Annotated in this window: 20 protein-coding genes and 3 pseudogenes; 10 read left to right on the top strand and 13 right to left on the bottom strand. The window is 67.8% G+C overall.

Annotated elements, in window-relative coordinates:
- Positions 1-506 precede the first annotated feature (506 nt).
- Together ACIREE_RS39015 and ACIREE_RS39010 are read left to right on the top strand one after the other, a co-directional pair.
- On the top strand, positions 507-1,055 hold the full coding sequence (locus ACIREE_RS39015; protein WP_404163583.1) for an HD domain-containing protein: 549 nt from the start codon (positions 507-509) through the stop codon (positions 1,053-1,055).
- Positions 1,052-3,667, top strand: a complete 2,616-nt coding sequence (locus ACIREE_RS39010) for a Helicase associated domain protein (RefSeq protein ID WP_404163581.1) — start codon at positions 1,052-1,054, stop codon at positions 3,665-3,667. Before ACIREE_RS39015 ends, ACIREE_RS39010 begins: the two co-directional genes overlap by 4 nt.
- 335 nt (positions 3,668-4,002) lie before the next feature.
- Here ACIREE_RS39010 and ACIREE_RS39005 read toward each other — a convergent pair whose 3' ends face one another.
- From ACIREE_RS39005 to istA, 3 genes are all read right to left on the bottom strand, one after another.
- Positions 4,003-4,722 (bottom strand): leucine-rich repeat domain-containing protein, encoded by a 720-nt coding sequence (locus ACIREE_RS39005; RefSeq protein WP_404163578.1) that lies wholly within the window; start codon positions 4,720-4,722, stop codon positions 4,003-4,005.
- Positions 4,723-4,802: 80 nt separating this feature from the next.
- Positions 4,803-5,597 carry an IS21-like element helper ATPase IstB gene (gene istB, locus ACIREE_RS39000; RefSeq protein ID WP_404163576.1) on the bottom strand — a complete coding sequence of 265 codons (795 nt, stop codon included), beginning with the start codon at positions 5,595-5,597 and terminating at the stop codon, positions 4,803-4,805.
- Positions 5,594-7,237 carry an IS21 family transposase gene (istA, locus tag ACIREE_RS38995; protein WP_404163573.1) on the bottom strand — a complete coding sequence of 548 codons (1,644 nt, stop codon included), beginning with the start codon at positions 7,235-7,237 and terminating at the stop codon, positions 5,594-5,596. The genes istB and istA overlap by 4 nt, the downstream gene beginning before the upstream one ends.
- A gap of 318 nt (positions 7,238-7,555) precedes the next feature.
- Between istA and ACIREE_RS38990 the strand changes: the two genes are divergently transcribed.
- Positions 7,556-7,699, top strand: coding sequence for a hypothetical protein (locus ACIREE_RS38990; RefSeq protein ID WP_404163570.1), 144 nt, complete (start codon positions 7,556-7,558; stop codon positions 7,697-7,699).
- Between the two features lie 785 nt (positions 7,700-8,484).
- Here ACIREE_RS38990 and ACIREE_RS38985 read toward each other — a convergent pair.
- The gene (locus tag ACIREE_RS38985; protein WP_404163567.1) at positions 8,485-8,676 is read right to left on the bottom strand and encodes a hypothetical protein; all 192 of its coding nucleotides are present in this window, start codon (positions 8,674-8,676) and stop codon (positions 8,485-8,487) included.
- 241 nt (positions 8,677-8,917) lie between these two features.
- Positions 8,918-9,289 (bottom strand): ANTAR domain-containing protein, encoded by a 372-nt coding sequence (locus ACIREE_RS38980; RefSeq protein WP_404163564.1) that lies wholly within the window; start codon positions 9,287-9,289, stop codon positions 8,918-8,920.
- Between the two features lie 829 nt (positions 9,290-10,118).
- Here ACIREE_RS38980 and ACIREE_RS38975 point away from each other — a divergent pair.
- Positions 10,119-10,355 (top strand): hypothetical protein, encoded by a 237-nt coding sequence (locus ACIREE_RS38975; RefSeq protein WP_404163562.1) that lies wholly within the window; start codon positions 10,119-10,121, stop codon positions 10,353-10,355.
- A gap of 198 nt (positions 10,356-10,553) precedes the next feature.
- On the opposite strand, the gene ACIREE_RS38970 is transcribed toward ACIREE_RS38975, so the two are convergent.
- Complete coding sequence (locus tag ACIREE_RS38970; RefSeq protein ID WP_404163560.1) at positions 10,554-10,784, bottom strand: hypothetical protein; 231 nt, start codon at positions 10,782-10,784, stop codon at positions 10,554-10,556.
- Between the two features lie 56 nt (positions 10,785-10,840).
- On the opposite strand from ACIREE_RS38970, the gene ACIREE_RS38965 reads away from it, so the two are divergent.
- Positions 10,841-11,185 carry a DUF6233 domain-containing protein gene (locus tag ACIREE_RS38965; RefSeq protein WP_404163557.1) on the top strand — a complete coding sequence of 115 codons (345 nt, stop codon included), beginning with the start codon at positions 10,841-10,843 and terminating at the stop codon, positions 11,183-11,185.
- A 425-nt stretch (positions 11,186-11,610) separates the two neighbouring features.
- On the opposite strand, the gene ACIREE_RS38960 is transcribed toward ACIREE_RS38965, so the two are convergent.
- On the bottom strand, positions 11,611-12,357 hold the full coding sequence (locus ACIREE_RS38960; RefSeq protein ID WP_404163598.1) for a replication-relaxation family protein: 747 nt from the start codon (positions 12,355-12,357) through the stop codon (positions 11,611-11,613).
- Between the two features lie 109 nt (positions 12,358-12,466).
- Between ACIREE_RS38960 and ACIREE_RS38955 the strand changes: the two are divergent.
- Positions 12,467-12,589 (top strand): annotated as a pseudogene (locus ACIREE_RS38955) (IS5/IS1182 family transposase); the annotation flags it as partial.
- A gap of 339 nt (positions 12,590-12,928) precedes the next feature.
- Here ACIREE_RS38955 and ACIREE_RS38950 read toward each other — a convergent pair.
- The 6 genes and pseudogenes from ACIREE_RS38950 to ACIREE_RS38925 form a co-directional block, all read right to left on the bottom strand.
- Positions 12,929-13,969, bottom strand: coding sequence for an RHS repeat-associated core domain-containing protein (locus tag ACIREE_RS38950; protein ID WP_404163555.1), 1,041 nt, complete (start codon positions 13,967-13,969; stop codon positions 12,929-12,931).
- Positions 13,970-14,145: 176 nt separating this feature from the next.
- The gene (locus ACIREE_RS38945; RefSeq protein WP_404163552.1) at positions 14,146-14,412 is read right to left on the bottom strand and encodes a hypothetical protein; all 267 of its coding nucleotides are present in this window, start codon (positions 14,410-14,412) and stop codon (positions 14,146-14,148) included.
- A 188-nt stretch (positions 14,413-14,600) separates the two neighbouring features.
- The gene (locus tag ACIREE_RS38940; RefSeq protein WP_404163549.1) at positions 14,601-14,969 is read right to left on the bottom strand and encodes an ANTAR domain-containing protein; all 369 of its coding nucleotides are present in this window, start codon (positions 14,967-14,969) and stop codon (positions 14,601-14,603) included.
- A 416-nt stretch (positions 14,970-15,385) separates the two neighbouring features.
- Positions 15,386-15,583: a hypothetical protein gene (locus tag ACIREE_RS38935; RefSeq protein WP_404163547.1), complete on the bottom strand. Its 198-nt coding sequence runs from the start codon at positions 15,581-15,583 to the stop codon at positions 15,386-15,388.
- Between the two features lie 450 nt (positions 15,584-16,033).
- Positions 16,034-16,651, bottom strand: a complete 618-nt coding sequence (locus ACIREE_RS38930; protein WP_404163545.1) for a DUF6461 domain-containing protein — start codon at positions 16,649-16,651, stop codon at positions 16,034-16,036.
- 138 nt (positions 16,652-16,789) lie between these two features.
- A pseudogene (locus tag ACIREE_RS38925) lies at positions 16,790-18,238 on the bottom strand (NF041680 family putative transposase).
- A 239-nt stretch (positions 18,239-18,477) separates the two neighbouring features.
- Between ACIREE_RS38925 and ACIREE_RS38920 the strand changes: the two are divergent.
- The 4 genes and pseudogenes from ACIREE_RS38920 to ACIREE_RS38905 all read left to right on the top strand — a co-directional run bounded on the left by ACIREE_RS38920 (position 18,478) and on the right by ACIREE_RS38905 (position 22,001).
- Complete coding sequence (locus ACIREE_RS38920) at positions 18,478-19,395, top strand: DUF6192 family protein (RefSeq protein ID WP_404163542.1); 918 nt, start codon at positions 18,478-18,480, stop codon at positions 19,393-19,395.
- Positions 19,396-19,454: 59 nt separating this feature from the next.
- On the top strand, positions 19,455-19,805 hold the full coding sequence (locus tag ACIREE_RS38915; protein WP_404163540.1) for a RacP protein: 351 nt from the start codon (positions 19,455-19,457) through the stop codon (positions 19,803-19,805).
- A 19-nt stretch (positions 19,806-19,824) separates the two neighbouring features.
- Positions 19,825-20,681 (top strand): annotated as a pseudogene (locus tag ACIREE_RS38910) (IS5 family transposase).
- A 336-nt stretch (positions 20,682-21,017) separates the two neighbouring features.
- Entirely contained in the window at positions 21,018-22,001 is a 984-nt protein-coding gene (locus ACIREE_RS38905; protein ID WP_404163595.1) for a LysR family transcriptional regulator, read from the top strand.
- The last annotated feature ends 114 nt before the right edge of the window (positions 22,002-22,115 follow it).

Raw genomic sequence — 22,115 nt, 5'->3', positions numbered from 1 at the left:
CGCTACGCGGCGGTGTCCGGCTTCGCCCGCAAGAGCTCCCGACGAAGTCGGGAGCGGCATCACTCCGTGATGCCTGCCGGATCCGCTCCGCGGTTCCGGCGGCGCGGACCGCTTCGCGTTCCGGCCTGGCAGGGCCACGCTCCGCGCGGTCCTGCAAAACGCGGCTGGCTGGGGGAGGGTGACGGGCGGGTGGAGGCTCGTTGTAGAGGGAGGCTTGGGGTTTGAGCCTGCGAGGAAGCCGGTCCGGCTTCGCCCTCCCGGTGACCTCATCCCGGTCAGAATCGGTCACCTTCAGGCTTCGAAGGTACCAGTCTCGTACGGTTCGAGACAACCTCTCCCGATCGTGTGTGTCATCTTTCAAGGTCCACTAGGCTCTGTACTCAGGGTGCTTGCCCGATCGAGGTCAGGTGGCCCTTGCGTGAGGCACGAATGAGGGACGCAGGATGGTGTGTCATTTCCGGTCCCTGCTGAATACTGAACTCAGCTCCGATATCCAGGAGGAATGAATGCGTGATGTCGCTGAGGAATCTCGTCCCAAGAATGGTGATGCGGTGATTTCCGTTTCGGAGGTGGATTCTCTGGCCGCTGCTGCCCACGCGGGCCAGGTCGACAAGATCGGCGTTGCCTACATCGAGCATGTGCGGGCGGTGGCCGCCGGCCTCGTTCCGTTCGGCGACGAGTTGGTGATGGCGGGTCTGCTGCACGACGTCCTGGAGGACACCGACGTGAGCGCGGACCAGCTGCTTGAGCGGGGAGTGCCTGCGCGGGTGGTGGAGATTGTCCAGGCGGTGACGAACCAGGCGGATGTGGCGTATGAGGAGAAGATCCGCCGGATCACTGCTGATCCTCAGGCCACGCTGCTGAAGATCGCCGACAACGCGCACAACAGCCACCCCGACCGTGCCGCCCAGCTGCCTGCGCACAAGCGGGAGCGGCTGGCCGCGAAGTACCGGGCCGCGCGCGGGGAGCTGTGGCCGGCGGCCGGGCGGGCGGACATTGAGGCGGTCGTGTCCATCGTCAATCCGTCGCTGCTGGCCGAGCTGGGCCAGCGATGACCGGGCGGGCCCCTGAACGGGCTTCCGGGCAGGTGCTGCGGCCTCATCAGGTCGAGGCCGTAGACGCCGTCGTGCGGGCGCTTCAGGGGTCCGCAGACGGGCGCCTGCCGGAGGCGGGGCTGCGGTGCCAGTGCATCGCCGCGACCGGCTCCGGCAAGACCCTCATCGCCGCCGCGGCAGCTCAGCGCCTGGGGGCGCGGCGGGTGTTGGTGTTGGTGCCGACGCTGGATCTGCTGGTGCAGATGGCGAGTGCGTGGCGGCAGGATGGCGGCCGGTCGGGGGCGATGGTCGGCGTGTGCTCCCTGCCGGCCAAGGACTCCGGGGGCCTGCCGTGCACGACGGACGTGAGTGAACTCGTCGACTGGGTGCGGGACCTCGATACCGTCACGCTGTTCGGCACCTATCAGTCGGTGGACGTGGTGCGCAGGGCGCACGCGCTCGGCCTAGAAGCGTTCGACCTGGTGGTGGTCGACGAGGCCCACAGAACGAGTGGGGACGGGCTGAAGCCGTGGGCGGCCGTGCACGATCAGGACAAGCTGCGTGCGGTCCGGCGGTTGTATATGACGGCGACGCCGCGGGTGTGGGCTCCGGCAGGCGGCGGTGAGGGGCGGGAGGGTGGTCAGGCGCGGCTGGTGGCGAGCATGAGTGAGGACTCCCCCGTGTTCGGGCCCGTCGCCTACAAGCTGACGCTCTCGGAGGCGATCGAGCGCGGGCTGATCGCCCCGTACCAGGTCGTGTGCGTCGATATCCGCGATCCCGAGTACGGGCACCGGGCGCAGCTCGGGTCAGGAACGGAACGGGTGCGCGGGGCACGGTTGGCTGCCTTGCAGGCGGGGGTGCTGACGGCGGCCGCGCGGGAGAACCTGCGCAAGGTGCTGACCTTCCACTCCCGTGTCGCGGAGGCCGAAGCGATGGCGTCCGGTGTGGGCGACGTCGCCGCGCGGTTGTGGGAGGAGGACCCTGCGACGTATCCGGATCCGAAGCGGGTGTGGGCCTCCTGGCTGCACGGCGAGCATGCGCCGGCGCACCGGCGGGCCGTGCTCGCCGCGTTCGCCTCCGACGTCATCGAGCACCAGGAGCCCGGCGCTGTGCCCCGGCAAGACGGGCGGGGCGGTGGCGGGGTGGACATGCTGCCTGCCGCATTGCGGGTGCTTTCCTCCGTGAAGGTGCTGGGTGAAGGCGTCGATACAGCGAATTGTGATTCCGTCGCATTCTGTGATGTGCGTGGCTCGATGGTGGACATCGTGCAAATGGTCGGGCGGGCTCTGCGCATGAAGCCGGGGCAGGGAAAAATTGCGTCGTTGGTCGTGCCGGTATTCCTCGGACCCGATGAGGACACGGACAATCTTCTGACGTCACCGGCCTACGGAGCCCTGGCGAAGGTCCTTGAGGCGCTGCGGGCGCATGACACCGAGACCATCGAGGCTCTCGCTGACTCCCGTGCACGCAGCGGTAGTTGGGATGAAGACGGGGCTGACGGGACCGAGACGGACGATTCGCTGGATGACGTCGACGCGTTGGACGGTGTTGAGGCGGCCGAGCCGGTGAGTGCGGGGGCGCGGGAGCTGCTGAAGTTCTCCACGCCCCGGGATCCGGCGGAGCTCGCCCGGTTTTTGCGGCTGCGGGTCCTGGAGCCCGAAGGCGCGTACTGGCGGCGCGGGATCGAGGCCGCGGCCCGCTACGCCAAGGAACATGACGGCGGGCAGCTGAACGTGCCGTACGCCTTCGTGACGCCCGAGGACTGGTCGCCCGCGGGATTCCCGCTCGGAGTGTGGCTTACGCACCAGAGGCGCTCCTACAAGGCCGGACGGCTCGATCCTGAGCGGGTGGCGGAGCTGGACGGGCTGGGGATGGTGTGGGCGCCGCGCGAGGACGCCTTCAACGACGGCCTCGCCGCCGCGCAGGCGTGGGCCGAGGTGCACGGGCACTTCCTGCCGCCCGCGACCGCCGTATGGAACGACTACCCGGTGGGCAAGTGGGCGAAGAACATGCGGGACGCGGCCAAGCTCGCCGACCGGATCGCGGAGCGCCGGGAGGCCGGGGAACCGGTCGGATCGGAGGCCGGTGCGCTCACCGAGGAGCGGCGCCGACAGCTGGACGAGGTAGATCCTGGGTGGTGCCCGGCCTGGGATTCCGGCTGGCAGCGCTGCCTGCGTCTCGTGCAGGCGCATGTGGCCGGCGGCGGGGGCCCGCCCGTGGCAGTCGGGGACGTCGTGGTCCAGGGCGAGGACCTGGGGCGCTGGGTGAGTGCGCAGCGGTACGGCTTCGAGCAGCTGCAGCCTGCCCAGCAGTGGCTGTTGGGCGTGCTCGGGATTGAGGCGGCCGGGGAGGACGAGCGGCCCGTACGCCGCACGCAGGACCACAAGTGGGACCTCAACCTCGCTGCCGCCCGCCAGTTCCACGCCCGTGAAGGCCACCTCAACATCCCCCGCAAGCACGTCGAACCGGTGCCGGTCGACCTCGCCGGGCCCGCCGCCACCGGACGCGAGATCACCCCCGAGGACACCGTCCTGGTCGACCTGGGCATGTGGACCGCCAACACCCGCAGGCGCGCCGCCAAGCTCACCGACCAACGGCGTGCGGCGCTCGATCAGTTGGGCATGCGCTGGTGACGCCCAGCACGTGGTCGCGCGGACGTCGGGCCGTACGCGATTCGGTACGGGGGTAGACCGCAGGTCCGTGACAGGGGGCCCGGATCTGCAGGGTCTTGTTAAGGCTTCGACGGCGCGCAGGGCCTTGGAGGGCTGTGCCGCCGCGTAGGCGGCGCGTCGGAGGGCGCCGCCGTCCGTCCTGTTGCACGTTCGTCCTCACCAGTTATCGGGGTGGCTTCGTTCATCTTCAGCAGCAGCGATTGTTGACGAGTTTCAGCAGCATTTAATGATCAACTTGCTCGTGGATGCTCACGAGAAATGACGGCACTGCTGTGCAAGACCGTGTGTCGTCTCGCTCATGCCAAGACGACACATCCCCGTCGCTCAAGTTCGGTCAGCAACGGCAGAGAGGGATCGACGTCGTTCCATCGCAGATCCAGCTTCTCCAGCGATGGAAGCAGGCGGAGCCAGTCCGGTAACCGGGTGAGGCGGTTGCTCCGCAGGTCGATCTGACGCAGCCGCGGTAGGCCGGCCAATGACGGCGGCAGGTCCGTCACTGAGTTCTCGCGCAGGTCCAGGTGACGAAGTTCGTGCAGTTCAGCGGTCGATGGCGGCAAGCCCTCGATCGTGTTGCCTCGGAGCCAGAGCTCACGCAGGTTGCGGAGCCGGCCGATGGAGTCGGGCAACGTGGTCAGCTGGTTGTGCTGTGCCCTGAACTCGATGAGGCTGGTCATCCTTCCGATGGCCTCGGGGAGGGTCGTGAGGGAGTTCTCGCCGATGTTGAGGTATCGCAGCCTGGTCAGCTTTCCCACGGCGTCCGGAATCCGTGACAGCTGGTTGTCGTGCAGGTAGAGGCAGTCGCTGAGCTCCGTCAGCTTGCCCAGCTCGTCGGGAATCGACGTGAGCGCGTTGTGACCCAGGTCCAGGGTCGTCAGCCGGTGCAATCGTTCGATCCCTGGTGGGAGGGCCGTGAGTCCGTTGTTGGCAAGGATCAGCACGCGGAGTTCGGTCTGTTGCCAGACAGAGTCGGGCACCTCTCCGAGTTCCTGCCGCCATAGGTTCAGTGCGTGCCTCACGGCCTTCTCACCTTCGTCAGTGGTCTTGGGCCCCGATTCTCGCCCGGGGCTTCGAGACAGGCAGGCAGTTCGGAACGGGATCAGCCAGCCTCGGCATGTTCAGTTCGTGCGCGTGTGCTGGCGAGTCGGTAGGAGTCGGTGCCGGTCTCGATGATGGTGCCGTTGAAGGTGAGGCGATCCACGATGGCCGCGCAGAGGCGGGGGTCGGTGAAGGTCTTGGTCCAACCGCCGAACGACTCGTTGGAGGCGATGGCGACGCTGTTCTTCTCCTCGCGTTCCGTCAGGACCTGGAAGAGAAGTTCGGCGCCGCGGCGGTCCAGTTCCATGTAGCCGAGTTCGTCGATGCAGAGGAGGTCGACGCGGCCGTAGCGGGCAATGGTCTTGTTCAGCTGCTTCTCATCGGCCGCTTCAACCAGCTCGTTCACCAGTTTCGTGGCGAGCGTGTAGCGGACGCGGTAGCCCTTCATGGCCGCTTCGGTGCCCAGGGCGATGAGCATGTGGGACTTGCCAGTGCCGGAGTCCCCGATCAGGCAGAGCGGCTGGCTCTTCTTGATCCACTCACAGCTGGCGAGAGTGTGGATGGTGGCCGCGTCGATGTTGGGGTTCGCGTCGAAGTCGAACGCCCGCAGGGACTTCTCCCGCGGGAATCCGGCCGCTTTGATCCGCCTCTCCGAACGGCGACGGGACCGGTCGTCGCACTCGGTCATCAGCAGTTCGGCGAGGAAGCCGCGGTAGGTCATCTGGTCCTTCATCGCCCGGTCGGCGATGTCGGAGAACTCGTTGCGAATCGACGGCAACCGCAGAAGCCGGCAGGCGCTGTCGATGGCGGCGTCGGCGGCCTGCTCGGTCAAGCCTCGCTGGCGGGGCAGGGTCACTGTGCTTCTCCCTCACGGTGGTCGCCGCCGCTGGTGCGACGGCGTCGGAGCAATTGGTCGTAGGGGGCCACCGAGGGCAGCGGTCTGGTGTCCGCAGGAAGGTGAGCGAGCCGCCACTCGTGCAGGGACGTCACCGTCGCCGACGGCTCGCCGGAAACCAGCCGGTCCGCTGCGGGGGCGGGCTCGGTCTCCGCCTGGGCGGCCTTGCGGGCCTCAAGGGCGACCGCGTCAGCGGTCATCGCCCCGGCCCGCAGGGCCGCAGCCAGGCCGGCGACGACATGCTCATGGGGCAAGTGACGTCCCAGCAGGAGCACCTCGATCAGAGCCCGGGTGCCCTCCCGCTCACCATGCATCTTGCGGGCCTGATCCCACCAGGCGTCGTGGACCGGGGTGAACCTGCCTGCCGAGCGCGCCTGTTCGAGGGCTGTGGAGCCAGGGAAGGCGCCGGGCTTGCGGACCAGGACTTCCAGGTAGTGGTCCAGGTCCAAACGGACGGCGCCTTTCGCGATCAGCCGTTCGTGCCGGGCGACTTCCACGTTCTGGTCGTAAACCACCAGGTGAGAGGCGTGCAGCACGACGCGCACGCGTTTGCCGATCAGCCGGATCGGGACCGAGTAGCGGTTGGTGCGGACCGGGATCTGACCGTAACGGTCGACCCGCGGGGTGAAGAGCCGGCCCGTCTCGAACGGCTCCTCGGGCAGCGGCATCAGCAGCGGTTGTTCGAGTGCGAAGTACTCCGCGACCGTCTTGGGCCTGGAGCCGATGCGGCGGGCGTCGTCCTGCCGGTCCCACTGCTCGACCATCTCGTTCAGCTCGGCGAGCGAGGAGACCTCAGGGACAGGGACGAAGTGGTTGCGGCGGAAGTAGCCGATCATCCCTTCGACTCCGCCCTTCTCGTGGGCGCCTTCGATGCCGGGCCGGCAGTAGAAGCTCTCGATGCCGAAGTGCGAGCGGAAGGCGATCCACCGGTCGGCCTCGACTCTTCCCCGGCTCTGCCCCAGCACCCGGGCAACGGCGGCCTTCAGGTTGTCGTAGCGGACCTTGGTCCGCGGAACTCCGCCCAGGGTCCGCAGTGCGTGGACGTGGCCTTCGAAGAAGGCTTCCTGGCCGCAGGAGGCGAACACGCGATGCACGGCCTTACCCGAATACGACAGCCGGAAGGAGAACAGATAGCAGGTAACCAGCTCGCCACCCAGGCGCACGGTCACGTCACCGAAGTCGACCTCCGCTTCGTGACCGGGCAGGTGAGTCTGCGGGACGAACGCTTCCAGCGGCGCTTTGCCGGACTCGACCACGATCTCGGGCTTCCGGCCGGCGACGTAGTAGCGCACCACCCCGTAGGAGACTTCCGCCCCGTGCTCCTCAACCAGCCGGTGAAAGATCCGGGTGACCGTGTGCCGCTGCTTGCGCGGCGCGTCCAGATCCGCCCGCAGAATCTCGTCGATCACCGGCTTGTAGGGATCAAGCGTGGTGGCCCGAGGCGGCAGCTTCTTACGAGGCTCCGGCCAGGACGAGTCCAACGCCTTCCGTACCGTCCGCCACGTCACGCCGTGCTTGCGCTCAAGCTCCCGCATCGACATGCCGCCGCGATGGTCACGCCGGATCGCCGCGTACAGCTCGACCTTCGACATCTGCGGCATGACCAGGACCTTTCACCAGGAGCATCCCGATGCTGCCCTGGCAAGAACCCCAGTGCCTCCCGAACTCATCAACATCACCCGACCGTGGTTCTGGGCGCCTCCCAAACCCGTCGACAAGTGACGTCGCTACTGCTCGATAAAGCCATCGGGGCTCGGCGCCAGGTTTCAGTACCGACCCGGCACCCCCATCCAGCACGCCAGCCAAAACCTTGAATGACACAGGCCGGACCCTCACTGAAATCCCGATGCCGAACCACTGAAAAACCAACGCCGAGCATCACCGAGTGCCTCCTGGAGGCCGGCGAGGCCGAGGCGATCGTGCGCTACTCGGACGAGGCCGATAGGTACCTGTACCGCACGGTGGCGGCCGAACGGATGCTCTGCCGCCTGGTCCAGTCGGTACGTGACGTCATGAAGTCGAACGACACGACGCCCCAGTCCCCGGACCCCGAGAACGGCTGACGCCCGGCAGCGGTCATCCCGCAGGGCGGCCCCGCGCCTTGGCCGCGGGGCCGGCCCTTGCTCTTGGCTGGATTACGGGCTCATGGCCCATCCCCGGAAATGGTGGGAGTGGGGCGGTCGGAAACATGTCCCTGGCTTTCGGGAAAGCCGTTTGACCGGCATCGGATTTCCCTCAGTATGCGCTCGGTGTCGCGTCTCATACGCTGTGCTGCGGAGTAGGAGATTTTGGCAGTAGCCAGTACGACCAAGGACCGCGCGACGGCCGCGCGCGCGTATGCGCACATGTCCTCTGCCCGCTGCTGCATGGCTGCCTGGTCCCTCTCGACTGTCTTCATGAGGCACCGCCTTGCCTGTCTGATCGGGATTACGCGCTGAGGCGCATTGCCAGCACCGGGGGTGAGCGGGGTCCGCCCTGCCTCCAATGCCGCCGAGGAGCGGGGTCTGGGCCCCTCGGCGGCACGGATGTGCACGGCGCCATGACGGCCGCCGGACATCTGTACAGCACAGTAAGTCTCCTCTCCTGGAGACCGCTGCGCTCTGCCCTGTCGGGCCGCGTGCGCGAAGGCCCCGCCGACGCGCCGATCGCCTCTCAGGGGACAAGGGGCTTTGCGCTGCCGGAGGTCGTTTCCCGGCCTGGCTGGCGGGGATAGCTGGTGGGGATGCCGGACCGGCGGGCCCAACCACGGTGAGCCGGCCCGGCAGCCCAGGAGCGCGGTGCCGATGGCGCCTGCGAACTCCCCAGGACTGTGGCGCGGGGGTGGCGGCGCCGTACCCGCACCACCCGGTCAGCGGGGCCAGGGGTAACGACGGGCGAGGGCTGTCCATTCCTCATCCGCCCGGCCAGGCACCAGACGGCCGTCGCTCTCCCACTGCTCGGCGAGCGCGGTGAAGATCGGCTCCAGCCCGGGATGAGGAATCGATTCACTGCCGCTTCGCTGCACGCCGATCACAGGCGTGAGCCGCATCGTCGTGCTCACGCCTGGTTCAACGCCGCCTGGGCCGTCGGGTTACTTACGGCCGGGGCCGGAGTGACGCAGTGCGGTGCGGGCGGCGTTGATCACGAACAGGCCCCGCCCGGCTCCACCGGCCACACGGCAGAAGGCCGCCACCGCCGGCCCCCGACCAACGCCCTTCCCGGGACGCGAAGTACCGGCCGGTCACCCGCAAGGCTGCGCTCCCCCGGCACAGGTGAGCCCCACGAACGGCCCCGCCTGGGGCTCAGGCAGACGCCTCGCCCGCTTCTGCCCACGACTCCGCCCGGCACAGCTGCAGCCGACGGTAGAACTCCGTGCGCACCTCATCGGGCAGCACGCCGGTGTAGGCCCACTCGGTGAGCAGACCGGCGACCTGACGCACCCGCGTGTTGGTGCGCTGGGAGACCTCCCGCAGCACCTCCCACGCCCGGGCGGGCGGCACATGGGCGACGGTCACGATCACGCCGATCGCCTGACCGACGTCCCCGTGCGCATCGACCGCCTGGCGCAGCTGCGCGACTTCCCTCTCCAGGGCCGCCACCCTCGCCTCGACCTCGGTGTCGGTGCTGGTCTCGGCCGGTTTCTCGGCGGCAGTCTGCTGCGATACACGGGTCATCGACTCTCGCCTCCGGGTCTGGGGAGGACAGCGGTATCTGCTTCCTATCACCGTCCGCCTACCCAGGACGCCCGCACCTCCACGTCGACCGGCGCGCGGCGCAGCGTGGGGCGGCCCGGGGCGTATGGGGTGGTCGTCGACGGCGCGCGCCGTCTCGGCGCGGCTGTGGCCGGTGGCACAGGCAGGTCACCGCTCACTCCCGTCTGGGGGCGCGGGCGCCGCGACCGCCGGTTCCTGGCGGTTGGTTGGAGGGTGCCGGCGCAGATGCTCCCGAGGGGCGGTCCACCAGCCCTCATGTCTCGCCGGACCCCGCACGTGGCCCGGGTAGCTCAACCTGCCCGGCGCGCACGGCGGTTGTCCCCCGGGGGGGGCTGGTCTGGGGTGGCTCGATGCGCAGACACGTCGCCCTGGCAGTGGGACGCTGTGAGGGTTCCGGTTGCCGCCGCAGACACGGCGGCAACCGGGGCACGCGGACCCGAGCACCTTGGTTCGGGCGTCGCGTGCACTGCCCCTCCTGGCGTCGGTGAGCGGGACCGCGGAGTTGCCCCGCTCACCATCACGCCCAGAGGGCCAGGGCTGGAGCCGCGTAGTCGGCGATGCGGCTCCAGCCAGCCTTGGTAATGGCTCGGGGGCTGGGAGCCTGGGGCGCGGGCACAAGCCCTGCGCTTCCCTCATAAGCGTAGAGCGAATGCACACGCCGGCGGAAGAAGTTCAAAGGAGCCCACATGTTCCCCGAGAGGAAGTTCCGGCCGGTCGGCGGACAGCAGGCGTGAGCGGTCCGCCTGTGCCCCTGCCTGCCTGGCAGAGTCCCACTGCTTAAGATCCGCTCGTGGATCTCCCTGACAGCTTGATCGCATTGCAGCAGGCCGCCGACAACGAGGGCAGGAAGCTGGAACACCTCGACGACGACGAGCGCACGAAGCAGCGCGAAGCGTGGTTCGAAGCGGCCGCGACGGTGACCGCCGCGGTCACCGAATACGCGCGGGAGAACGAGCTGAACCGATACGCCGTCGAAAAGGAGCTCAGGCAGACGGTCCGGCATCCCCCGGCGGCGGCGCAGGAGTAGGCCACTCTCGCAACGGCCACTCGCGGCCGTCGTCCCACTCCGTGACCGTCACACGGGCACTCGGGTTCTCCGCGTGTTCGGCGATGAGCCGGTCCGCTTTCCAGTCGGCGGTGTCAGGGTTGTCCCACCATCCTTCCAGGGCCGGGCTGCCGTCGAAGCTGAGGGTCACGTGATAGCGGCCGGGTGTGGTCATGTCCATCAGGATCGTCCCGCAGCCGCGAGCAGGTGCGTGCGACACAGGTCCAGCCAGCGCGGCTGGTCGTCGAAGGTGACGATGCGGGTCGCGACCGCCCTCGTGCCGCACTTCGCGCAGGGCACCGGGTGCGGCGGCGCCAGGCGCGCGCGGCTGACCGAGGACGGCGGCCGGCCGGACGGTGCCGCGTCCAGTTCGGCCGGGTCGATGGTGAGGCGGGCGAGCGGGTCGTCCATTGCCGCCTCCTGAGGTTCGTGTGCTGGGTGTGCACTACCAGCATAGAATCGAACTTGTGCCCGATAAAGTGCTCACCCGTCTCGACCTGCTGCGCTTTCTGGAACGCGTCCAGGAGGGCGACCTCGCCCGCACGCGCAGGTGGCTCGCGGACGAGGAACGGCGCGAGACGGAACGGGCCCGCGCCGCGGCACACCGGCCGCCGGCCCCGGACTGGCTCATCGAGCAGGGCATCGGGCAGGGGCGGCGCCCGGTGAATGTGCACGCGGGGCACTGCGTCATGGCGCCGAAACCACCGCGCGTGCGGGCAGTCACGCAGGAGCAGGCCCGCCAGGCCCTGGGCGAACGCGTCGAAGCCTGCCCGCACTGCCGGCCGGACACCGAACTCGGCGTGCTGGACTGAACGCTGCCGAGGCGCTCACCACCCCGGCCCGCTCCTGTCGGGCCGCGAGCGCGGAGGCCCCCGCCGACGCGCCAGGAACAGCGCCCGCGGCCGTGTGAACCCCGAGCACGCGCGCGGCGGCCGGCCTGTCTTGTCCTGGTCCTGCTCTTTCTCTTCTTCTTCCTGGACTTGACGGTCGACGTGCGTGTGTGAGGGGTTGTCGAATCGAGTGGTACGCCCTCGGAAAGGGGTTTGAGCTGCGGTTTCACCCCTGTGTGGCCGCAGAGGGGTGGTAGTGCCTTTGGCAGTGCCTATGGGCCGGATCCTGGCCTGCGGGTGACTGCGGTGCGATGGGGGTGGGTGCCCGTACGCCGGGCCCAACATGGCGGCGTACGGGCACCCGGCGCCCGCCCAGGCGGTGGTTCAACGCGACAGCCGGGCCACGGTCACCACGTGCCGACGTCAGCGGGGTCCAGTGCGTCGCTGCCGGGTTGCACGGCGATGTCGAGGGAGCGGGGGCTGTCGCCGCGTTCGGCGTTCCACCACGTCTCGCCCCAGGGGCCGCGTTCTTCCAGGCGGAAGAGCGGCGTGCCGAGCACCGGGAAGGGCGTGCGGCGCTGCGAGATCAGGTTGAGGGTGTCGCGGGCGCGGTTCATGACGGTGGTCTGGCTGCGCGCGGTGAAGACGAACATGACGACCGGCTCGCCGTAGTTGACGTGCCAGCGCCGGCGCCACCACAGGTCGTGATGCTTGTCGGCGCGGTGGAAGTAGGCGGCGTAACGGTCGATCTTTTCCGCGACGCGCGCCGGGGTCATGGTGCCCCGGTCGACCTCCACGAACACGGCGGGCAGGTTGTGTTCCAGGGCGCACAGAACGAGGTCGGCCTGCGCGCTGCCGCGGCCGGGTGCGGACTCGGTGCCGGTGATCGGCAGCGGCGCCTCCGTGGTCATGTTCTCCAGGGCGCCCAGGCCTGGGGGGCGGGCCTCGATGACGGCCTGGTCGACGGCGGGCAGCAGGGCCGCCTGGTCCTCATCGGGGCGCGGACGGATGAGGGCGTGCACGGTGGCGTTGACGGCCATCGCATGGGCCGCGCCGTGGGAGGCGGCGCCGCGGGCCGTCGATCCCATCTCATGCAGCGGGCGCTCCAGGACCTGGGCGGCGGCCTGCAGGCCGGCCGGGGTCAGCCCCCACAGCTTGCGGCCCTCACGCGTCGATCCCTCCGAGAGCGTCAGGCCGTGCAGGGCGAGGTCGAGGGCGGCGTTGCGGTGCGGTTTTCAACACGCCCAGCACGCGCAGTACGTCCTCGCGCAGCAGGCCATGGCCACCCTGAAGTGTTGGCGACTACTCCGCAAGCTCTGCTGCAGCACCACTCGAATCACCGACATCGTGCAAGCCGTACTCATCCTTCACCACGCATCAGCCTGAGGTTGGAAAAACATCACTGTTCGCGAGCTTCATCGACCAGTCCAACCGCCTCTCGAGCGGCCCCGCAATGCATTACCGGATCATCTGGACTACTTCACCAACGACTGGATACAACGGGGCAACCGCAAAAAAAAGTCCCAGCGCTTTGACGACACGTAGAGTGCTACGCCCACCGTCTTTCACGAAGAAATCTGCCACTCCTCGAAAGTTAACAAATAGCGACAGGCCGAGCAGGATGAAAGGTACGGCAAAAATGACCGAGATAGCTAGCTGCATTTTGGGCCACGATCGCCCCGGGACCTTCCCGGGGCGATCCTCCTCTCAACTTTCGTTACGGTTTCAGTTCGTGAAAGGCGGAAACTGCCACCCCTGCCCGAAGGTGTAACTACCACCTAGCAATACTGGCCCCTGAATGGCAGTACCCTTTCCTCCGGCCCAGCCAATCTGATAGTAATTGCCGCCCGACGCTCTCTTCCCCCAAGCCACGGAGCCTCCTCGGTACCCCTCAGCGGACGTGATGTTGGCCAGCTGATATGCCTGGTCACTGGGTACGGCAGTGTTGACGCCCGCTGAGAGGCCAGCATAGTTCCCAGCTCGTCCACCGAGAATCCCCCTACTGCCACCGAAGGTGAGTCCTCCACTCAGACCGAACGAAAGCACACCTCGCTGAAAACCTAGATTTAGGCACACCTGCAGACAGGCAGAGCCGCTTACATATCCGTGATCCCACAGGTACCCAGGCGCCCTTTTTAGGACGTAAGCAAACATCCTCCCACCAGGAGAAAGGTGACTCCAAATGTTCCGCTTGACGGATGAGAAGATGCCATCCTTGCGACGACGATCTCTGTCGGCAGCCTTTTTCCTCGCATCTGCCTGGGCCTTTGCACGAGCATTGGCTTGCGCTGCGTCTCTCATCTGCTTTTTATAGTAGCTGCTGTTCGTGTACGTCACATAATTCTTGTGATCGTACGCCATTTTCTGCCGGTATTTCTTGGTGGTCTTTCCACTCTTAGTGGTGTAGCCCCACTTTTGGTAGGCGTGTTTCTGCGCAGTGACGTTGCCGAAGCCTTGGCCGGTGAAGTCGTCGTAGAACATCTGCCCGTCGGGGTCGGCAGCGGAGACGGGCCGGCTGTTGGCGTAGGCGTAGGCGTTCATCTGGAGGGGGTCGTTGAGGTCGAGCACGGGGTCGACGGACAGGAAGCGGCCGGTGGACGGATCGTACTCGCGGGCTCCGAGGTGGGTAAGACCGGTGGGGTCGTCCGTGCCGCCGACGAAGCCACGGGTGCCGGGCATGGACTCCGAGGTTTCGGAGCGCTGGCTACCGAAGGGCAGTTGCCGGCGTCGGGTGATGGCGAGGGTGGTCATGGCGACGGCGGTCATGGCCGTGCCCTGGTGGTCGGAGATGAGGTAGGAGACGCCCTGGGTAGTGCGGACGGCGACCGTGTCGTCTCCGTGGGTGTAGTAACGGGTGCCGGTCTTGGTGCCGTTGGCCGCGACCTTGAGCTCGTTGTCACCAGGCAGGGTCAGGGTCTGGCTGCCGTCGGCGTCCTTGGCTATCAGCCGGTTGCCGTCGGCGTCGTAGTGGTAGCTGGTGGTCTTGCGTTCTCGGTGAGGGTGGCGAGGTGGCCTTCGTCGTCCCAGGTGAGGTCCTGGGTCGTGGCGCCGATGGTGCGCGATGTGGTGTTGCCGGCGTCGTCGTACCAGGCGCCGACAGCCTGCTCGATGACCCGGCGTGGGTGACGTGGCGCGGCGGCCGGGCCCACCACTACGAAGCAGCGTGAAAGCATCCACCGCCCCGCCACCGCGTCTACGCTCGCTGCCACTCCGGTCGGCGTGGGCGCGATGCTGCACCACAGTGCCCGCGCCCGTGGGGCGCCGGCCGGAAGCCCACACCACGCAGAAACCACGCCTGAGGCACGTCACTTCGTTGACGGTCACAGGTTCGCTGATTACGCGAATATTCGGCACGGCCGGTTTTCCGGGACCGTCACCCGGATGTCGGCCCCGCTGCTCAGGCAGGCGTCTCGCCCACATCTGCCCGCAGCTCCGTCCGGCACAAGTGCAGCTGGCGGTCGAGCTCGGTACGCACCTCGTCGGCCAGGACATCGGTGTAGGCCCACTCGGTGAGCAGGTCGGCAACCTGGCGCAGCCGGGTGTTGGTGTGCTGGGAGATCTCCCGCAGCACCTCCCAGGCCCGGGCGGGCGGTACCTGGGCGACGGTGACGATGACGCCGATCGCCTGGCCGACGTCCCCGTGTGCGTCGACCGCCTGGCGCAGCTGCGCGACTTCCTTCTCCAGGGCCCCCACCCGCGCGTCGGCGCCGCTGTCGGTCCCGGCCGGCTTCTGGGCGGCAGTCTGCTGCGATACGTCGAACGTCAACTCTCGCCTCCTAGGTCCGGGGAGGACGGCGGTATCTGCTTCCTGTCACCGTTCGCCTACCCCAGAACGCCCGCGCACTCTCCACGTGGAATGCCCGGCCAGCGGCGCCCCGACCGCTGAGAGCCTGTTTCTCTACCGTGGCGTTGTCTGATGAGCTGGCGGCGCGCTGTACTGGTAGCCGCAGGAGACCAGAGCAAGTTGTGCCTGCACTTCTTGACTCCTGCCGCTCCCGCCTCCAGGGCCACGCTTCGCCGAACGGAGCGGAATCGAAGGGCTTTCTGCTGGCCGGTACCCTGTGCCACCCGCGTCGGCGGACTGAGGGGTGCCGGCCCATTTTGCGTGTGCGGCACGCAGAACCCGTCCCGGGACCCAAGCAGGTTCCGGGACGGGTCGCCCAGGAGCACGCGGACGCGTCGTCAGCCCTCCATTGAGAAGTCGTCGTTGCTGGGCCAAACCATGATGTCGAGGCCCTCCCAGGGGTTATCGTCCGACGGGGCGGCAAGGGCTGCGGTGGTGGGCGCGGTCGTGTGGGGTGCGGCGAGCGCCGCGGGGGCGGCAGAGATCAGGGCGGCGGCGGACAGGGCTGCCGCGACGATTGCGGTGCGTACCCGCATAGGGGACTCCCGGATTGGTAGGGACATGAGCGGTGAAGATCCCCGCCCGACGTGCTGACCATTCGCTACCTGGTGCGGGATCACCCGAATCGACCGCAGGAGCAGGGCGCAACGGCGACCACGAGCTGGCCGCGCGCTGCACTGAAAGTCGCAGGAGACCAGAGCAAGTTGTGCCTGCACTTCTTGACTCCTGCGGCTCCCGCCTCCAGGCACGCTCACCTCAGATCTTGCGTTCGCCCATGCGTCGATTCGATGCTTCGCCGAACAGAGCGGAATTCACCGGTGTCCTCGCTTCGGCCGCTGCCCTGCGACATCGAGGTAGAGAAACAGGCTCTGAGCTTGTTCTTTATCTACCCGCATGGCCTTGCAGCCGATCTAACGCTGATCGTGCGCTGGGTTGGGGAGCTTGGTGTAGGTGCGGGTGTCGTGCGTGTCGGTGACGACACCGGTTCAGTGCTCGGTGGGGATCTCGACGGTGCCCGTGGAGTAGGTGCTGTCTTCGAGCATGTTCGCGGTCAGGTGGACGCCGGTGAGCTCTTCCGCGAGTGCGACGTAATTCTCCAGGTCGTAGGCGCCGGTTTCGAGGTCGAACCCCGTCTGGCGCATGAGGTCGAGGAGGTGGTCCGGTGTGCTGCCTTCTCGATGGAGGGGACCTTCGAAGCGAGTGCGCAGCTCACCGTCCTCCCACCAGGAGAACAGGGACATGGCGTTCGGGCTGCGGAAGTGCGAGACGCCGCGGGTGCCGCGAGTGGCGTGCTTCATCGCATCGGTGTGGATCTCGATGCCGCCGTTGATCTCGAGGGCCAGGACCCAGTCGGCGTCTTCGTCGTGGACCAGAGCGGCGCCGACGAACATGCGGTCGCCCCAGTCGTCCTGATCGTCCTGGAATTCGCGGTCGCGGGCGATGAAGTCATCGAAGCCGTCGCAGTCTTCCTGCGGCTGGGCGCCGATGCGGTCGAGGTACTCACGCGGAGTGAGCCCGCGAATCAGCGTCAGGGTGTAGCCCTCAAGCAGGAAGCCGCGGTGGAAGTCGCGGAGCCAGGAGCGGCCGGACGATTCAGCGTTCATGGGTGGCCATGGTGCCAGGCGCCACTGACAGGCCAGCGGCCAGCCGCCGCAGCCCGTCACAGCCGACTATCGGCCCCGCTTGTTCTCCCATAGGCGCAGCGTGCTTGGGCGACGGAACGGACTTGGCTTGCTCTACATCTACCAAGATCGGCCGGGTCTGCCGATGGCCTTGAGGGTCTCGGGGCGTTTGACGGTTTTGCCGACGTCGTAGCGGGGTGCGGGGTGCCGGTTCTTGGTGCCGGGTGGGCGTCCGGGGCCGGTGCCGCGGGGTTGGGGAACACGGGCCGGACAGAGTAGGTGGGCGCGGATGTTCCTGAACCCCCGGCGGACTCGGGCGGGGGTGAGCCGGTCGAGTTCGATCGGTTTCTCCCAGGGCCGGCGGAGGTCGGCGGCCATCGGCCGGGCGAGGCGGAGTTGGGCGTGGGCCGCGACGACGAGCCATGTCCACCGGTCCGCGGCCTCGGGAGTACGGACCTTCGGAGCCGAGAGTCTGCTTTGTGAACCTGAAGGTGTGCTCAAGGTCGAATCTCCTGAGGAACACCTGCCACCACAGATCCACGTCTGTCGGGGCGGCGCCGGTCTTGGAGGACCACAGCCAGACCGGCGGTGCTTCCCGTTCCTTGGCGAGGTGCTCGACCTTCAGCCGGACCAAAGTGCCCTCAACGACGGGGAGTTCACCGTCGTGCTCCAGCCAGGCCGAGCGGTGGGTCAACCTCGGGTGGACACGGTCCCACGCCTGGGCCTGGCCTTGCCGTAGTTGGCGGTATCGGTGACGGTGGTGATCGCCGCTTCGGGCCATGTCTCGGGTTGGGCGAAGCGGAACTCCTTGCCGTGCTTCGGCGGCCGTCCGCCCTGGGGATAGGCCAGGGCGTATCCCTTGGCAGAGGGCTTCGGTAGCCGCATCACCCGGTCGCTGCGGACCCGCCCGACCAACTCGACAGGAAGATCCCGCAGGACCCAGGCCAGGCGGGTGACGTCGTAACCCGCGTCCATGACGATCGTGATGTCCGGATCACCGGGCACCCACTGGCCGGCTGAGATGAGCCGCTCGGCCACGGCGCGGAGCTGGGAGGCGGTGACTGCGGTCGCATCATCCTCGGGTCCGAGCCGGACCACGTCCAGGACCGACGTCCACGAGGTGGCTCCCGGTTCGAGGACGGCGACGAAGGAGTACGGCCACCCTGGGATGAACTGGGAGGCGGACTTCGCCCGGCCGTAGACGTGGCAGAACAGCCGGTCCGCCGAGCACGGTGCGTCCGAGCGAAGCCACGGTGACACGTCGACCGCCAGCACCAGGCGCCCGCCCTCGAACCGGGGCAACGGCAGCCCGGCGAGCAAGGTCCGCAGCCTTCCGACGTCGATCTGGCCCCGGTTGAGAGCTCCGTACAGCGCGCCGTGCCCACGCCGGTGCTCGGGCACCACCGTCAGGTCCACCGGCGAGGTGACCGGCCCGTCGACGCACAACAGCGCGTCGGTCAGTTCGAACAGTTCGTCACGCCGGGCGGTTAGACACGCGTAGAACTCTGCTCGGAAGCGTGACGCTTCCGCGAACGCTTCTCTCCGGACATCCGGGCACACCACACTCATGACAACGGCCTTCGACTGGTTCTCCTCGTGAGAACCCATCTTTGAACCTCCGTTGATCGCCTACACGCGTCACGGAGGAGGGTGCTGCTGTGCTCGGGGCCTGAAGTGGAAGCCCTGTACACGGGAGCTATGGCCAGTGGTTGCTGTCGATCTGAGCACGGGAAGAAGCTCGTTTACGGGGCCGGGGCTTGTCGCCGGCGAGGGAGTGCCGACGTCCCGTGCCGCAGGGGGTGGGCTTGATGCCCGCAGACACGAAGATCGGCAGCGTCACGCGCGAGCGCTACGAACAGCTCGTCGCACAGGACCGCAAGCTCGTGCTGGACGAGACGCGGATCCAGTTCAAAATCGGGGACGATGCCCTGGAAATCGAGCCACCACGGCCCCATGGCGGCTCCCGTCCGGCGATGGGCGAGGAGGGGCCAGGGGTGCGCGAGACACTGGAGCGGTTCGCCGAGGACATTGGTCTCTCCTACGACCAGATACGGATCGTGCGGCACACCGCGGGCCGGTGGCCGCGTCAACATCGGTCGGAGGGAGTCCCGTTCAACATTCACCGCATCCTGGAGAAGCTGGACGACCGGTTCGAGCTGATCCAGTCTCCGCCACCGCACGCGCGTACGGGTGGGCCGCAGTGGACCGGCGATGCGGCGAAGCGCCTGGCCGGCTGGCAGGTCGATACCCCGCGCACGGTCCAGGAGAAGGTGGAGGCGATCCACGACCTGGCGGGCGACGAGCAGGTCGCCGCGCGGGTAGCGACCGACTTCCTGCGCCGGCCGGACGTCGCCTTCCACGCCGCGAACGACGACACGGCCCGGCACTTGTTCAACAAGGCCCAGACTGCCAGGGCCCAGCAGTACGAGCAGGCCGCGGCGGATCCGCTCACCCCACAGGAGAATCCGATGGCCCCGGCGCTGCGGGCGGTCGACCGGAGCATGGAGTTCCTCGACCTGGTGGGCGCCTTCCACAAGTTCGTCGCCTCGATCAACCGGCTCGTGCCGCAGTTCCACAGCCAGCAGCTGACCGAGGGCGCACGGGAAACGGTTCGGCAGAACATCACCCGCGTGCGGGCCGCCTGCGACTGGGTGGAACACGCGGTCTCCACCGGGGAGACCGATATGGACGAGGAACTGGCTCGCCTGCTGCGTGGTGGTGAGTAGCCATGCCTCGCCGCAGGGGCGATGCGGCCCGACGGCACGCTGAGTGCATCTGCCGCATCTTGCTGGACGCCCGTCCGGCCGGACTGGAGTTCTCGCAGCTGCTTGCTGCCTGCGAACTCACCCGCAGTCAGGCCCGTGACGGGCTTGCGATGCTGCGCGACCTGATCACCGAGCGGGGGTGGCCTCCTCTCGTCTACGACCGTCGGGAGGGCTGGTACATCTTCACCGCCGACCCGGAGGACCTGGAGGTCTACGAGGTCAGCTGGGTGCGGGTGAAGCTGACTGAGGTGCGCCGGTTCGTTACCTCCACGCTCGCCCCGCACGCCCGCCTGACTCCCGACGACAAGCGGGTGCGGTTCATCGTCACCCAGATCAACGCGGTCGAGGCCACCCTCGACCTGATCGCCTGACGGGCCAGGAGATTCGGGCATGCGCCAACGCCGGTATCCCTCGGACACCACCGACCTCGAATGGGCCTTGGTCGAGCGGTTGTTGCCGGTGCCGGCCTGCCAGACCCCGCGAGGCGGGCGGCCGGAGGCCCATCCGCGGCGCGAGATTGTCGATGCACTGCGCTATCTCGTCGACACCGGCTGCAAATGGGCCGCTCTGCCCGACGACTACCCGCCCTTCCAGACGGTGTTCGGGTTCTTCACCCGCTGGTCCGCGCGCGGGGTCTTCAACCTCATCCGCGATCAGCTGCGGCGCCGGATCCGCCGCTCGACGGGCACGTCCCCTCACTCGGTGGCGGTGGTGATCGACTCGCAGTCCGTGAAGGTCGCCGCCACCGTCCCGCGCTCCACGTCGGGATACGACGCCGGGAAAAGACGCCGGGTCGGAAGAGGCACATCATCGTGGACCTTAAGGGGCTGCCACTGTTCGTGATGGTCACCCCGGCCGACACGCACGACAGTGTCGCTGCCCGCGAGGCCCTCTTCCGGCTACGGCTCATGCACCCCGAGATCGCCATTGTCTGGGCCGACCTGGCCTACGCGGGCACCCTCGTCGACTGGGCCAGGTCCTTCCTCCACCTGACGATCAAGACCGTGAGCAGGCCGAAGGGAGCAAAGGGGTTCGTGATCCTGCCGAGGCGCTGGGTCGTAGAGAGGTCGCTGGCGTGGCTGTCGCACGCGCGTCGGAACGTGCGGGACTACGAGACGCTGCCCGAGCACTCCGAGGCGATGCTCACCCTTGCAGCGACCACGCTCATGTCCCGCAGGCTCACCCGGGCCGCAGCACAGCCGAACGCAGCCGTTCCCCGCCCGCAGAGCGCGCTTGAAGCAATCTGACGACGAGCCTCCCAACAGCGCTGCCAGGTTCTGCCATGCCCACCTGCCCCTTCATGGATGAGTTCTCCGGAGCAGGAGCGTGCGCAGCCTCTTCCTCCATCGCCGGTTATGGGTCGTTGCCATAAGCGGGGGGAACTCCGGGAACACGGCTATCGCGTAGGACTCGCCCACGACAGCGTGGAGCGGGCCGTGGGCCGGGTGCTGGCGAGTGCTGCTGACGTAGGGATTCGGCATGGCTTCAGGCTGATCGACTGCCAGTGGATGCGTCCAACACTTGTTCCCGTGGAACTGACGCAACTTTGTTGTAAGACCACGTCAAATGGCGACAATGGGCCAGTGCAAGAAGACATCAAGCCCCGACTGCTGCGTGCGTTCCTGACTGTGGCCGAGGAACTGCACTTCACCCGGGCTGCCGCCCGGCTCTTCGTCTCCCAGCAGGCCTTGAGCCGCGACATCCGGAGCCTGGAACGAGCCTGGGGCAGGACCCTGTTCGACCGGGACACCCGGCGCGTGGGGCTGACGCCCGAGGGGCATCGCCTCCTGCCGGTCGTGCGCCAGGTCCTGGCCGCCCACGAACTGCTGGGAGAAGAGCTGCAACGGACGACCGGTCCGCTCGGTGATCGTCCCCTGATCGTGGATGTTGCGCTCCACGGCTCCACCGGACCTCACGTGCTGGCAACCGCTCGTGAAGCTGCTCCGCACCTGGAATTCGTTCCGCGGTTCCACAGCGGTCTCGCGCGTGCGGCGAGTGAGATCAGTGACGGACGGCTCGATGTTTCCTTCGGCCGGGTGGCGGGTCTGTCACCTGCTGTCCGCGCTGGACTGCACCATCATCTGATCCGCTACGACCGTCTCGCCGTGCACCTTGCCCCTGATCACCCGCTGGCCGCACTGCCGCAGGTGCCCCTCGCGGCGCTGGTCGGTGAGACTGTGTACGCAGCGGCCGGCAACGAGGACACCAGTGAGTGGACGGACTACGCCCGCAGCCTGTTCGCCGGCCGGGGTATCCACCTGGCGCCGCCCTTCCCGAAGATCGAGGGCGAGAGCGAGTTCAGGCGGGTTATGCGCAAGCATCACTGGTCGGTCCTGGCCAACGTCGATTTCCCCGATGTCCCGGAGATGGCACAGCGTCCACTGGTCAGCCCAGTGCCGCTAGCTCCCGTCTCCATGGTCTGGCGCCGTGGCCTGAGCCATCCAGGGGTGCAAACCCTGCTCGATGCAGCCCGAACTCTGGGTGCGGCCCAGGGCTGGCTCGAACGCCCACCAGGCACGTGGCTACCCGAGGCGGACCGCGCCCTTCATGGGGCCCAGTACCTCTGAGTCCTCCATTACTCCACCTCGCACGTGGACGGTCGGGCCAGATCTCGCTGCGGAAAGGCCCCGTTACAGGAGCCGAGCACACGACAGCCCTTCGGAGAACCGCAGGTGTGCAGA

It is taken from the genome of Streptomyces sp. NPDC102467, from assembly GCF_044765445.1.
GTDB lineage: Bacteria > Actinomycetota > Actinomycetes > Streptomycetales > Streptomycetaceae > Streptomyces.
This window is presented reverse-complemented; position numbering and strand designations above follow the sequence as displayed.